The following is a 13,546-nucleotide window of genomic DNA, read 5'->3' as shown; positions in this document are numbered from 1 at the left end:
GGCGGGACCGGGTCGAACGTTGCATGGCCCGTCAGCACATCAGGTGCCAGACTCACCGAAAGGCGGCGACTCAGACGCGTCAACGCGTAGACACCATCATGCGGCTCACCGGCGTAGCCGTCATGAATCCCGCCACACGCTGCAATACGGGTGACCCCAGCGTTGACCAGTGTTCGCACAAGTCCTGGCGATTCTGTCGGAGAGCAAATCAGTGCGCAGCTTTGCAGCGCAGTGCGCCAGGGCAACAGCGTCTCAGCGATCAAGTGTTGCGGCACGGGTTTGAGCAGCACCGTACGAAACAGCGGCGACGGTGCGAGCGTCTGATGGTGTTCCCAGATGATCCGCCATCCGTGGCCGGCCCAGACCTGGCCGGTCTGGTTCGCAAAACAGTAATCCAGTTGCGCCATGGCCGTGCGGGTGGTGATCTCGCACGCTTCCTGATCCGTGGGCACCAGCGCCGGCCAGTGCGATGCACGAAGCGTGAAGGCTTCGCTCAAACGCTCGCCCAGGTCCTGCAGGATGGCCGGGTCGTTGCTGTCCACCAGCACCCATTGCGGGCTGGAACACGCTTGTTGATCCAGACTGCACACCTCATCCACCAACGCATCCAGCGTCGAAGGGCTGGCCGCGTCAGGCGACAGATAAGCGAAACTGATCCTGTGCCCCCAATCGATCCAACGACATCCAGCGGGGATTTGCTGACGAATCGCCTTGAGCGCCTTTTCACCGCCCCAGGCTGACACACCATCGGCCTGAGCGCAGAGTTCGGCTATCCGGGAAGTGCCCACGGGCAGCACCGCGACGAATTCGGCAAGCCTGCCACTGGTGTCGCACTTCACAAAAGCAGCCAGCAATTGCGCAGTCAAACCCTCATCGCTGGCGCTGGGGCGTAGCCAGTTAATGTTACCGGCCAGCAGGCTTTCGAGAACCGCGCAGAATGCGAGCATCGGCGCATTGCCCGGCGTCACATGCACCACCAGCCCCAAGGGGTGCCAGCTTTCAAAGTGCGGCTGTTGGTAGTCGATACGCCTCAGCGAACGGGGTTGCGCACCCAGTTCTCGCTCAAGCTTCCTGCTCAGGTTGCTGCGCTGGCAGAACTCGATCAGCCCCTGACATTGATCGTCGTCGAGGGGCAGGTTCAGGCTGCGAGTCTGTAGCTGGCTGGCGAAACACGCCGCGGCCTCGATGACGGTCTCGCTGTCGATCGGTGCAGAAAGCAACCTGGGTAATTGTTTTTGAAGACGGTCGAGGGCGCCTTCCGGGGTAACGTCGTCACGCAGTTGGCCATTGATGAGGTACATATCAAGCCCCTCCAAGCAATTCGGAAGCCGCCATGGCGCAGCTGCGACTGGCGGTGGTGCCAGCGCGTCCGTGCAGCTCGAACCAATCGGTCGTCAGGCCACATCCGCAACTGGCACCAGGGTGTAATGTCGCCAGATCGCCCATGACCACAGCGTGAGCAGGGCTTGACGAAATGTACGGGGAGACGAACTCCAGCAAGCCGCGCTGGCCGTATGGCTGGACAGTGAAATCGGATGGGTTGCGCACGAAAACCTTCGAGTAAATGGGGGCATGAAAATGATGGCGGGCACATTGGATATAGGGCACGGCATGCTCGACGGCACCGTAACCATCCCGGCATCGGGACAGGTCAATACCCAATTGCCGATTGATTCGGGCATACAACTCAAGCAGGGGAATCTCTTGTGCTGCCTGGGTTTTCCAGCCACCACCCAGAAACACCAATGACTGGACGGGCAGCTTGAGATTCGGTGCGCTGGTGTTTTCCATGTGCTGTAGCGCATGGGAAAGGAACGCAGGAAATCCGAGAATCCTCACGGGTAAGCCCTCGTCGGCAAACTCTTGCAAGGCGCGAACAACACCAAACAGGTCGAACTCGTGACCGTTACCCGTCAGGCGCAATCCGTAGACGACTCGATTGACGGGTGCATAGCCGCAAAGAAACTGGTCGGTGTAAGCGGTGCCCAAGGTGATGGCCGCCTCGGGCTCGTAGCTCAGGAGCAGATAATTGCAGGGGCTGTCCGGAGTATCCCAGCCGTAATGCCGGAAAATGTGGCTCACCATGCCTTGGGCCGCCGCCATGCTGCGAGGGTCATAGCGCATGCGACTCTTCTGGCCGCTGGTGCCGGATGAGGTCAGCTCCAGCGCACCTTCGCCGGTAGGACCGTACAACAAGTGACGTTTGAAATAGTTGGCGAAGATTGGCGGCAGTCTTGACCAGTCATCCAGTGTCTCCAGGTCCTGGGCATCGAGCCCGTTGGCGTTTAGCCAGCGTTCGTAGCCAGGCGTGTGGTGACAATGAAACAGACTGATTTCCCCCATCGCCTGGTCGAACAGGCCGTCAGGCACTGAATCCAGGCAATAGGGTTGCGTTAACGCACAGAGCGCATCGGTGTGGGGTAAATGGATCATCAAAAGACCTACGTTGTGGTGTCAGACGGCAAGCGCGATGTGAGAACGCCGCAGAAACAGCCGCAGAGGAAGCAGGCAAAGAAGCCCTGCAATACCAGCCATCAGGGCAAAGGATTCGTGGCTATTACCGGCGCCGGCTGCAGCGATAATCGAGCCGCCACCGCCCATGACGGCGATCGAGATCATGCCGATCATGGCCGAGACCAGACCTTTGCTGTCGTCGCTGGCGAACAGCGCAAGCCGGTACAGCGCGGCATTGCTCATGCCAAGCCCAACGGCGTAGAGCGCCAGGCAGCTGATCAGCACGACTGTCGAAGCACCGTAGAAGCTGACGGCGACTAGCGCGATGAGCCCGCCGCAAAACGGCCAAAGCGCGTATCGAATCAGTGATGGCAGTTCAATGTTGGCAATCAGTCGGTTGAGGATCAGATTGCCGAGAATGACGGCCGCAAACACCGGGATTTGCCACAGGCCATAGTGCAGAGTCGAAATCCCCTGGTTGTGGATCAGCAAGAGCGGCGCCAACCCGATCCAGGCAATCAACGGCAGGCTCATCACGCCCAGCGCGACAGCGGCGCACAGGAATCGCGGGTTAGTCAGCAACGCGGCATAGCGGCGCACGGTGCCGTGCCATTCAAAGCGTACTGCTTCCAGTCGCTGACCGTCGTGGCGCAAGGTGCCCACGGTTTCCGGCATGAACAGGTAAAGCCCGAGCCAGACCATCACGCCGCCGAGACCCAGCAGTAAAAACAGTTCCCGCCAGGACAACCATTCCAGCAGCAGACTGCCGAGCAACGGCCCCAGAAGCGGGGAGAGCAGCGCAACGTTCCCCAGCAACGCCATGATTTTGACCGCGTCGGCTTCGCAGAAAACTTCTTGCAGGGCCGGGTAGCTGACCGCGATGACAAACCCCAACCCCATGCCCTGCATCAGTCGTAAGCCGTTGAACGCATAAATGCTTTGCACGTTGAACGCGGCGGCACAGGCCAGGGCGAACACCGCACAACCGATGAGCAACATCCGGCGGCGGCCGAAGTGATCGGACAGCGGGCCAATCAACCATTGCAGAAGCATGCCGCCGGCCAGATAAAGATTGAAGGCGTAGGGGACATGATCGGGGCTGGCATCCAGTTGTTCAGTGACGGTCAACATGGCTGGCATGATCATGTCGCTGGCCATATAAGTCAGAAGTTCGAATAAAGTGATTGCAAGGCAAAAGCCCAATAGATGGTGGGGTCTGATGTTGATTAAAGGCTTGTGCATGGCATCCCTGTTCTTGCTCCAAGTTTAATAACGGGGTTGTTGCGATGCACCGAGACTAATCATTGAATATGAATAGCTCCAATGAACTATTGAGACTCGAAGTTTCAATAGTTTTCGCTATATTTCGCTAAACGATGGGTATGAAGAGGTGAATATGCACGTACGAAAAATGCCCGCGACAGGGCGGGCATTTATTTAGCAATTATCGGATGGAGTATTTAGCTTACGAATGAAGGTTCAATTATTCGCGTTATCGATGTTGGTAATAACCCGGCCCGCCACGGTCGTAATGGTGGCCGCCGTGCCAGCCGCCGTGGGGGAATACGATGCAGCCGCTCAGGGTCAGGAGAGCGAGCAGGGGAATCAGCAGTGTGATTCGACGGAACATTTCTAAATCCTCATGGTTATCGCCACTATGAAGCCAAATCTCTTCATCGGCTGTAACATGAGACCCCGTTTGTAGCGTCCCATCCCCGGAGAAAGGTAGGGGCTTGGCATGCGTTCTGATACAAATCGGATACATTTTTCAGGTTCAGGAACTCGCAATGACTCAGTCGCAACGTTTGAAATACTCGATTCTGATCTCCCTCGTGGTGTTGGGGATCATGTTCGGCCTTTCGTATCTGCAAAACGCAGGCGTCATCAGCGAGAAGCTGTTTCAGTACATCGCCATCGGCGTGGCGGTGATCGTGGTGGTGATCAATGGCGTGATGCGTCGCAAGGTCAAACCCTGAACGACGCACTTTGAGCGGATCACTCGCGTTGGAGCATGGCTGCAGCGTGCGGATGCAGGCTGTAGCTTTTGTCCGGATTGAGTGTGATAACGCCCTCGCTGCACAAGCGTTTCAACACTTCCCGCACACTGAGGAAGGACAGAGGGATATCCAGGTCCAGCAAGTGGCTGTGCAGGCCGCGCACGCCAAGGCTACGGTCGCTTTCGGCGGCGGTCAGCAAGGCGTCGATGACTTTGAGGCGGATCAGACTGGTTCGCAGACCAAAGCTCTTGAGCAGCAGCCTGATCCGCTCGTTGCCATTGCGCTCACTTCGTTGACTGAAAACACCGGAGCCCATGGCAGAGCCCTTTGGCGCATTGCTACCGTCCGTTGGCAGTTGCGAGTTGTACATGCAAAAACTCCTTTTCCGAGCCGGCCAGGAAATGTGATGGGTGCTCTCATTCAATAAGACGTACGAGCAGGGCAAATAATGAAGCCCCGAATGTAGAAATTTTGTCGCCATCACGTCAGCGGCCTGTGAGATGCCCGTGAGAAGCGCCTTTCACGGCCTAAATTTTTGTCATTTGTTTCGTTTCTAGGGGAAGGCGCAGTGCGTGTATGACGCAGGGTGTTTGTCTTTTCGATCAGGAGCGAGCGTGATTATTTCCAGGCAGTTAACCCGGTTGAGCCTTGCAGGCGTGTTGGTGGGCTTGAGCCTTGCGGCAAACGCACGTAGTCAGCCGGAGCCGGCGAGCGCCGACATTCGCCGGACCAGTTTCGGTGTGCCGCATATCCGTGCCGACAACGAGCGCGGGCTCGGTTATGGCATTGGTTACGCCTACGCTCAGGACAACCTGTGCCTGCTGGCCAATGAGATCACTACCGTGAACGGCGAACGTTCACGCTATTTCGGCCCGGATCAGTTCACGGTCGAAGAACGCGAAAACCTGGTCAGCGATCTGTTTTTCAATTGGCTGAACACCCCAGAGGCTGTCTCCGGTTTCTGGCAGGCGCAAACCCCGCAAGTGCGCGATCTCATAGAAGGTTATGTAGCGGGCTATAACCGTTCGCTTGCAGAACGTCGGGTGCAGGGTTTGCCGCAGCAGTGTCAGGGCGACTGGGTGCGCGAGATTACCGCCCAGGACTTGGTCAAGTTAACGCGACGTCTGTTGGTCGAAGGCGGAGTAGGGCAGTTTGCCGAAGCCTTGGCCGGCGCGATGCCACCCAAGGCCGTTATTCATGTGGCAGGCGAACCCGTGTCGTTCCAGGTGGCTGCCTCGCGCATGCAGCGTTTTGCCCTGGATCGCGGCAGCAACGCCGTGGCGGTCGGCAGTGAACGTTCTTTCAACGGCCGCGGCATGTTGCTGGCCAATCCGCATTTCCCTTGGGTAGGCGGGATGCGTTTCTATCAAATGCACCTGACCATTCCCGGCAAACTGGACGTCATGGGCGTTGCGCTGCCGGGGCTGCCGATGATCAACATCGGTTTCAACCAACACCTCGCGTGGACCCACACCGTGGACTCGTCCAAGCATTTCACCTTGTATCGCCTGCAACTCGATCCCAAGGATTCGACCCGTTATCTGCTCGACGGCAAGTCATTGCCCATGAAGAAACAGACCCTGACCGTGAACGTGAAACAACCGGATGGTCAGACCAGACCGGTTTCTCATGGGGTCTACAGTTCGCAGTTCGGCCCGATCGTGCAATGGCCCGGAAAACTCGACTGGGACAACCAGTTCGCCTACAGCCTGCGCGACGCCAATCTGGATAACGACCGGGTCTTGCAGCAGTGGTATGCAATGAACCGCGCGGCCAGCCTCAAGGAGTTGCAGGCCTCGGTGCACAAGATCCAGGGGATCCCGTGGGTCAACACCCTGGCGACGGATGATCAGGGGCAAACGCTGTACATGAATCTCTCGGTCGTGCCGAACGTCAGTGCCGACAAACTGGCCAAATGCAGTGATCCGCGGGCCGGGTTGCAGATGATCGTCCTCGACGGTTCCAACAGCGCGTGTGCCTGGGACATCGACCCGGCGGCTGCACAAAAAGGAATTTATGCGGCAGACAAGTTGCCGCAGCTGTGGCGCAAGGATTTTGTGCAGCACTCCAACGATTCGGCCTGGATGGCCAATCCGGCGCAACCGCTCACCGGTTTTTCGCCACTGATCAGCCAGGACGGCCAGCCATTGGGATTGCGTTCGCGCTTTGCCCTGGATCGCCTGAATACGTTGAACAAGACCAGCCCAATAGCTGCGGCGGATCTGCAACGCATGGTGATGGATGATCAGGTGTACCAGGCCGCGCAAGTGATGCCGGACCTGTTGCAGTTCTGTGCCGGGGACCTGGGTTCCAATGCACCGACGCTCACGCCGTTGTGTGCCAGCCTGAAGGATTGGGACCGCAGCGCAAATCTGGACACTGGACTTGGATTCGTGCATTTCCAGAATGTCATGGAACCGTTGCAGCAAGTCCCCGACATCTGGCGTGTGGCGTTTAATCCCAAAGACCCGCAGCACACGCCGCGCGGCCTGGCCATCGAACGGCCGGGTGTGGCCGCGGCCATTCGCGAGGCGATGCTGGCTTCGGTTGAGCAGGTGAAAAAACAAGGGCTGAACGCTGGCAGCCGCTGGGGTGATATTCAGGTCGTCAGCAGTGGCGGCCAACAGACGCCGATCCACGGTGGCCCGGGAACGCTGGGTGTCTATAACGCCATTCAAAGTGTGCCGAGAACCGATGGAAAACTCGAAGTCGTCAGTGGTACCAGCTATTTGCAGGTGGTGACCTTCGATGACAAGGGACCGCAGGCTCAGGGGCTGCTGGCATTCTCGCTATCCAGTGACCCGGCCTCCCAGTACTCCAGAGATCAGACCCTGGCATTCTCCAGGAAGCAGTTGAGTGTGTTGCCGTTTACCGAACAGCAGATCACGTCCGATCCGCAGTACCAGGTTCAGACAATCCGCGAGCAGGATGAAAAAGCCGGGAAGGTGGCTGTACAGTAACGCTGATGGTGTTTGGACGAAGAATGAAGGCCGCACCCGCAAAGGGTCGCGGCCTTCAGCTTTTTGGGGCTTGTTGCGGAATGGAATTGAGGACCGGATTGCCATCTTTGTTGCGGGTCAGGTAGACCGGTAACACCTTGGGCAGGGACGCCACCAGGTTGTTGAGCTCTTTGATGTTGTAGATGCCGCCGATACGAATCGAGCCAGTGCTGTTGTCGGCCACCATCACCGGTTTGCTCAAGTAACGATTGATCAATGGCAGTGCGTCGGTCAGCGCCAGATCGTCGAGCACCAGTTTTCCACTGCGCCACGCCAGTGAGTTGTCATTGTCGTAGGTCTGACTGATCCGGGGAGTGAAGTCGCCGCGTCTGAAGCTCGCCTGCATCGCTGGCTCAAGGCGCAAGCCGTCTCCCGTCAGGGCATCATTGCTGCTGACCAGCACCGAACCTTCAAACAGGTTCACGCGTACCTGATCTTCATACATCCAGACGTTGAATTTGGTTCCGGTGACCCGAATCCTGCCTTCGGCCGCTTTGACAATGAAGGGGTGCCGAGTGTCGTGGCTGACGCTGAAGAAGGCTTCGCCTTTTTTCAGCGTTATCCGACGTTGATCCTTGTAGTTGCTGAACGTCAGCTCACTGCCCAGGTTCAGTTCTACCTGACTGCCATCGCTCAGGGTGACCTGGCGGACATTGTCGTTCGCCTCGAAATGTTGGTAGGAATTGGGCAGCCAGCCCAGGTTCCAGCCGCTATAGGCCGCCAGTGGCAACGCCATGGCGCAAACCGCAGCGGCGATACCGAAGGTGCGCCAAGGCGTAGCAGGTTTGGCGCGGACCATCGGGACCACCACGGTTTCTGGACGCGGGAGGTCCCCCGCGACATCCCAGATCTCCAGCATGGCCTCGTACTCGAACGCGTGAAGCGGATGAGCGTCATGCCATTGCTCGAACGCCAGCCGCTCTTCAGCAGTGCAATCGATGGCGTGCAGACGCATGCACCAATGCGCAGCGGCATCGGTGACAGCGTCATATTCGGCTTGCGAGAGAGGGTTGTCGGTCATTGACTCATCCTGATTTCCTGCATTCTAACCTTGTGAGGAAGTCTGCGAGAACAACCGTCATGGCAATTACCCATCTAATGGGTGTTTATTTTTCTGATTCACGGGGTGCTGGCGTGCAGTTGACGCCCCATATGGCTGATTAGCCATGCAACGCTGTCGGCGTTACCGAGTTGCACCTTGAGTCTGACCAGTGGATCTCTCTTGAAGATTTTGCGGGCGCCGCTCAGGTTTTCTCCGCCGGTCAGGGTCAATATATGCGCTTTTACCCGATCAGTATTTTCATATGAAGTGCTGCCCAGATCCTCCCACACACCGGTATCAGGATCTTCGGTCATGAACAATTGAGTAAGGGGGGTCTTGATCGAGAGTGCGGTGTCCTGAAGCGTGGTCAATGCGTTCTTGAGGTTACTGGCGGTTGCGCTGGTCGTTTCAATCAGATGGGAAAATGGTCTGCTGGAATCGAGGTAAGTAATGTCTTCGGTTTTGCAGACGATATGGGAAAGCTCATGAATAAGGGTTACTGCTCGGGCATGCGTGTTGATAGGGAAGGCAGAGTCGGAAAGATGTTCGCGGTAGAAGTCGAAATGGGTGTCGAAGAATTTTTCTGCCAGATAAATTTTCCGCTTTGCATCCGTTGGAACGGTGAAGCCGAATGTAGTTGCCGCGCCACTGACCAGCCTGCCGATTGCAAAACGATTGGTCTTCGGCTTTCTGAGTGAGGGGTCCAACAAGGCCGCAAAAATGTCGCCCAAGACTTTTTCAAGCTGCTCCACATGCGCGGACTGTACTTGCGGTACGTCAATAAAATCCATGATGAGTTGATGCACGGGGGTAACCGTGTGGTCGGAAGACTTCAGCAATTGCAGGTTTTGAAAGCAGTTCCAGGCATAGGTGGTTGCCAGGTCCAGCGCTTCGTCAATCTGACGAGCCTTTTGCGGAAACAGTCGACGGATTTCGGGCATTCCATTGGCATCGACGTTTATGCCGTCCCAAACCGAAAATGCGGTGCGCAACCGATTGCCGATGCTGAAACGGGGCGCTGGCGTTTGCCTATCCAGAACCCATTGTTTCGACACGTTCTGATTCAGCCGAGGACCGCGAATGTGTGTGTCGGCGATGCGCCAGCGTGTGCCGAGCTTTGCGACCGGATATACCTTTCCTTCAACCGGTGCGTAGGTTTTTTTTGTCGTCGGATGGGTATAGAGCCCAAGACTTGAGTTTAATGTGAGCGAATTCAGATCGACGTCGATGCTTTCATGACGCTTCAACTGCGTACGTTCGGGGGCTGTAATGGCAACGTTCTGCCATTTGAACCGGGTATCGGGCGTTTCTGGCGCAGGTGCACTTGGCGTAGAAGATGGCTCCGCTTGCGCTTCCAGCGATTGCCGCAACGAGGCCAGTTGTGCGATGCCGCTGATAAATTCCTTTGTCGCCGCCGCCCATTTGTGCGTTTGAAGGTCCTCGGCGGACTGCTTGATGTCTTGGTAACTGCGCCACACCGTGATCGGGTAGGCAAGCTTGCCCGTCAAGAACGTAAATGCCTCATGCAAATCTTCACCCAGCACCTGCTTGATGGTTGCCCATTCACCCTGCTTGTTGTCATCGGTCTGACAACCGAGCAATCGGACTAATAACCCGACGTTGTCGTTGAACAAGTGTTTGAACAGATTCCCCTTGATCGGATTGGACGCCAGCGTCACTTCGGGGAGGCGGTTATTGGAGGTCGCCATCCTGTACTCAAGCAGTATCCGATCAGGCTGCGGGAGGTTCATGAGTACCCAGTCGAGCAGACCGCCGCGAGTCTTCAGTTCTGCCAGCAGTTGTGCTTCATTCTTATATTCTTTCACTCCGTGCCGAGGGCTGTGCGGCGCGACAAGGACTTGTGGTGCGGTGCTATCGGCCGATGAGCCAATCAGATAGACGCCTGGCACTTTGATCGCCTGTTCACTCTTGATGCCCAGGAGTTCAAATGGGCGGATGATCGCGTGGGCACCATCGACCGCCGCGCGGGCGATAGCGTCAGGCATGTCCATGACTTGGCGTATCAGATCAAACCCCGTCTCGCTCAGGCGCTCCTGCAGTTTTTCCGTGTGGGCGTAATGCATCAGCTGCCAGGGTAATTGCGTGTAAAACCGCTTCCTGCGGTCCGCTGCGTTTGCCTGGGTGTCTGCAAAGGCTTCGTTCAATGTTTTCTGCTGATGTTCGCCCAGCTTCAAGTTTCGTATCAGGTCTCTGATGTAGCTTTGGTCCATCTCCTCGGGAATCACGGTGCTATCCAGCGACGCCAGTCTGAAATGGGTTATGTCCAGATTCTTGAAGTGGGTCAATGCAAAGTCGGTCAAGGTTTGGGTGCTGGCCGCAGACCTCGGCCGTGCGCTGATCAGGATCTGGACCTTGTCCGGATCGATGTCGAACGTATCTGCCTTGAGTTGTTTTTCAAGTGCATGGTGCGCCGTGCGCGCCAGGGAGCGTATGCCGGTGAGGTAGTCCTGGTCGTCGGTGACGTTGTTGAGGTATTGCTGAAGCAACTCCCCATGCAGTATCTGGTCTTGAATGGACGCCTTGGCCAGCCATGCGGGTAGTTTTTGCTGAGTGGTCAGGGATTGGGCAATGTCCGTCGCGCGGTCTAACCCGGTCATCGGTTGACGCAGCGCCACCAGCTTCAGAAGACTGGCCAGGGTCGTCGCGGGAAGCTTCGTGGCCAGCGCACGGGTGACGCACGCCTGGTCCAGCTGGACATAGGGCTTTTGCACGTGATCGAGAAAATGCTCATCTATTCGCTGCAGCGGCGCCAGGGTGTAAGTCTGCCCAGCCACTCTCTCGCTACGTCCAAGGTTCTCCAGAAGGGTGGTGCGAGCATCGGCGTCCTTGAGGCGTCGATCCAGCTCGGTCAGCAACGGAGTCAATGCCCTGAAAGCTTCAAATCCCGACGCCGGTGTCCACAAAATCGCCTTGCCCGAATGCTTCGGGTCCAGGCCTCCTCGTTCAGTCAGCACAAAACAACTGGCCAGTTTCAACGGGGCCGTGGCTTCGCTTGCCTTCAATGCCAAGGAAAATACGTCCGGCAAAAAACCGTTCAATGCAGCTCGCTGCAAGCGTACCGGGGTATCAAGCACGGTTTTGATGATCGCCTGTTCCGTCGCACCCAAGGTGCGCATGACGGTGTGCAGCTTCAATTCACTGCGCAATGCCGTTGACAGGGTGTGAGTGAAATTCGATTGCAAGCTCCCGAGAGACGAATTGACGATGCGCTGCGCCTCGGTAATCGTGCGGGTTGTTGTTGGAATGACCGGATGGTTGTCGAGGAGTTGGTCGAGCGCCTGCTCAACGGAGGAGAGTCGCGCCAGCTGCTCTTTGGCCGACTCGGCGCGAACCGTGGTCGGTTGTGCGCTCCAGCGCTGGTCCGCGTGTGTACTCCAGCGTCCTGCGGCATCGGCCGCCAGCAGTCGATTATCGATCAGTCCCCGGACATCCAGTGCCTTGTCGAGCAAGGCATGGGGATCCTGTGTACCTTCGCTTTCACGGTAACGGCTCAGCGCGTGGGACAGGTTCTCCCGTTGTTTGCCAAGGATGTCATCCATCAATTGTTCAAACACCGGGCTGATGATCGGTTCACCGACAATGACGCGCTCTTCCGGCTCCAATGAAAGAAACGTGCTGCGTTCGTCCAAAGACATGTAGTTGAGCAGCGTGTCTTCGTGGCCTTCGCTTTTCATCATTTCCAGGACGATTTTCCTGACAGCGGGCAGGTCGCTCGTCGCCTCGATGCCTCTGGACTGGGTGTACAGAAAGCCCAGGGTTTCGCGGCTGCCAATCATCAAGGTCGAGGCCAGCTGCGCGTAATGCTTGAAAGGCGCGGTGATACGCACTTTTTCGATGCGAAGAGGATCGACGGTTTCAGGTTCGAGACTGACATTCATCAGTCGCAGGTATTCCTGCGTCGTTAGAACACCTTGCTGACGCTGAAGCAAAAGCTTCACGTGAAAGGTATCGCGCAAACCCTCGGCAAAAAACGCCGAGCGTGACTGTCCGTTGCTCATCGTTGTGTTCCAGAACGTCTTGAGCAGGCTTTGCAAGTGAGGGGTAAAACTTTGCGCGATCTCTTTTATGGCGCTTTCCCAGGCCTGGTTGTCGGCGTCGCTGCTCACTCTGTGTTGGGGATTGGAAAAGACTCTGGAATCGCCAGTCGGCCACTGGTTGGTCAGGTAGTAATGCAGCAGGGCATCGCTCAGTGACTGCGAGGAAAGCGTGTGCTGGTAGTCGCTGTTGTCGAAGGCTGAAATTGTACTGACGATGTTCTTGAGTCGAGTCAGGCGCTGGTCCAGTTTGGGGAACGGTTTGTGCAACGCGTTCTTGAGGGTCTCGTCCAGCATCGATTGCAGCGTTGGCAGCTTGACCAGCTCACCCATCATCGTCTTGATGTTCTGAGCCTGATTGCGCTCGAGGGTGAGTTCCTGGTCCTGGAACACCGCACCTTCGATTATTTGCGTGGCAATGTCTGGCGCAGTGGCAGCGGATAAAGCGCTGCGTTGTTCGATGGAGAGAAAGCGCAGTAGCTCTCGCTTGCCGGTGGCCTGCGCCAACCACTCCTTGAGCTTGATTTTGAGGTCGTCCATGTCCGCGAATTTGATCAGGCCTTTCCACGGTGTGTAGAGCGTGACTTCTCCATCGCTCGGCCGGCTCATGGCAAAAGTGCCGGCCAGGGGGATATCGGGAGCATCAGGCACGCTTAAAAGCAACTGGGCGACGTGCATGGGCTTGCTATTGGCGATACGGATGTCATGCGTCGCCAGATAAACAACCTGCAACCACTTCAGGTCATCCAGCGTGAAGGACAGTGCCTTTTCGCGTTCACCGGGTTGTCTGACTTTGGATGCAAGTTCTGCCTCGTCGAAAAAATACGGCAGTGGGGGAGCAGTCATGGTTTTTCCTTGATGCGCTAAGACCGGCGGGTAATCGCCGGTCGTTGGATTGAGGAAAAACAGTACGGTCAGTGGAAGGCTCTGGTGCGGTACATATTGCTTGATCCGAACAGACTGTCGAGACTTGACAGGAAGCCGGTAGAACAGCGCTTA

Annotated in this window: 9 protein-coding genes; 2 read left to right on the top strand and 7 right to left on the bottom strand. The window is 56.9% G+C overall.

Annotation, left to right across the window (positions count from 1 at the left end; all coding sequences use genetic code 11):
- From KGB23_RS28155 to KGB23_RS28140, 4 genes are all read right to left on the bottom strand, one after another.
- Nucleotides 1-1,301, bottom strand: a 1,301-nt coding sequence (locus KGB23_RS28155; RefSeq protein ID WP_223433413.1) for an acyl-CoA reductase, incomplete at its 3' end; no start/stop codon positions are given.
- A 1-nt stretch (nucleotide 1,302) separates the two neighbouring features.
- Entirely contained in the window at nucleotides 1,303-2,433 is a 1,131-nt protein-coding gene (locus tag KGB23_RS28150) for an acyl-protein synthase (RefSeq protein ID WP_223433412.1), read from the bottom strand.
- 21 nt (nucleotides 2,434-2,454) lie between these two features.
- Nucleotides 2,455-3,696: an MFS transporter gene (locus KGB23_RS28145; RefSeq protein ID WP_223433411.1), complete on the bottom strand. Its 1,242-nt coding sequence runs from the start codon at nucleotides 3,694-3,696 to the stop codon at nucleotides 2,455-2,457.
- A gap of 250 nt (nucleotides 3,697-3,946) precedes the next feature.
- Nucleotides 3,947-4,084 (bottom strand): hypothetical protein, encoded by a 138-nt coding sequence (locus KGB23_RS28140; protein WP_008155215.1) that lies wholly within the window; start codon nucleotides 4,082-4,084, stop codon nucleotides 3,947-3,949.
- A 157-nt stretch (nucleotides 4,085-4,241) separates the two neighbouring features.
- On the opposite strand from KGB23_RS28140, the gene KGB23_RS28135 reads away from it, so the two are divergent.
- Nucleotides 4,242-4,430 carry a hypothetical protein gene (locus KGB23_RS28135; RefSeq protein WP_008024801.1) on the top strand — a complete coding sequence of 63 codons (189 nt, stop codon included), beginning with the start codon at nucleotides 4,242-4,244 and terminating at the stop codon, nucleotides 4,428-4,430.
- A gap of 19 nt (nucleotides 4,431-4,449) precedes the next feature.
- Here KGB23_RS28135 and KGB23_RS28130 read toward each other — a convergent pair whose 3' ends face one another.
- Entirely contained in the window at nucleotides 4,450-4,821 is a 372-nt protein-coding gene (locus KGB23_RS28130) for a fe2+ zn2+ uptake regulation protein (protein WP_223433410.1), read from the bottom strand.
- 244 nt (nucleotides 4,822-5,065) lie between these two features.
- Here KGB23_RS28130 and KGB23_RS28125 point away from each other — a divergent pair, with 244 nt between their 5' ends.
- Complete coding sequence (locus KGB23_RS28125; RefSeq protein ID WP_223433409.1) at nucleotides 5,066-7,411, top strand: acylase; 2,346 nt, start codon at nucleotides 5,066-5,068, stop codon at nucleotides 7,409-7,411.
- A 55-nt stretch (nucleotides 7,412-7,466) separates the two neighbouring features.
- Here KGB23_RS28125 and KGB23_RS28120 read toward each other — a convergent pair whose 3' ends face one another.
- Entirely contained in the window at nucleotides 7,467-8,471 is a 1,005-nt protein-coding gene (locus KGB23_RS28120) for a FecR family protein (protein WP_223433408.1), read from the bottom strand.
- Nucleotides 8,472-8,569: 98 nt separating this feature from the next.
- Entirely contained in the window at nucleotides 8,570-13,393 is a 4,824-nt protein-coding gene (locus KGB23_RS28115) for a dermonecrotic toxin domain-containing protein (RefSeq protein ID WP_223433407.1), read from the bottom strand.
- Nucleotides 13,394-13,546: the final 153 nt, after the last annotated feature.

The sequence above is a fragment of the Pseudomonas sp. GL-B-26 genome, from assembly GCF_019947405.1.
Taxonomy (GTDB): domain Bacteria; phylum Pseudomonadota; class Gammaproteobacteria; order Pseudomonadales; family Pseudomonadaceae; genus Aquipseudomonas.
The sequence above is the reverse complement of the archived record's forward strand: the minus strand, read 5'-3'. Positions and strand labels throughout refer to the sequence as shown.

Coding starts and splice junctions, on each gene's coding strand:
- KGB23_RS28130 (WP_223433410.1), bottom strand. CDS start 4,821: ATGTACAACTCGCAACTGCCAACGGACGGTAGCAATGCGCCAAAGGGC.
- KGB23_RS28145 (WP_223433411.1), bottom strand. CDS start 3,696: ATGCACAAGCCTTTAATCAACATCAGACCCCACCATCTATTGGGCTTT.
- KGB23_RS28115 (WP_223433407.1), bottom strand. CDS start 13,393: ATGACTGCTCCCCCACTGCCGTATTTTTTCGACGAGGCAGAACTTGCA.
- KGB23_RS28120 (WP_223433408.1), bottom strand. CDS start 8,471: ATGACCGACAACCCTCTCTCGCAAGCCGAATATGACGCTGTCACCGAT.
- KGB23_RS28140 (WP_008155215.1), bottom strand. CDS start 4,084: ATGTTCCGTCGAATCACACTGCTGATTCCCCTGCTCGCTCTCCTGACC.
- KGB23_RS28150 (WP_223433412.1), bottom strand. CDS start 2,433: ATGATCCATTTACCCCACACCGATGCGCTCTGTGCGTTAACGCAACCC.
- KGB23_RS28135 (WP_008024801.1), top strand. CDS start 4,242: ATGACTCAGTCGCAACGTTTGAAATACTCGATTCTGATCTCCCTCGTG.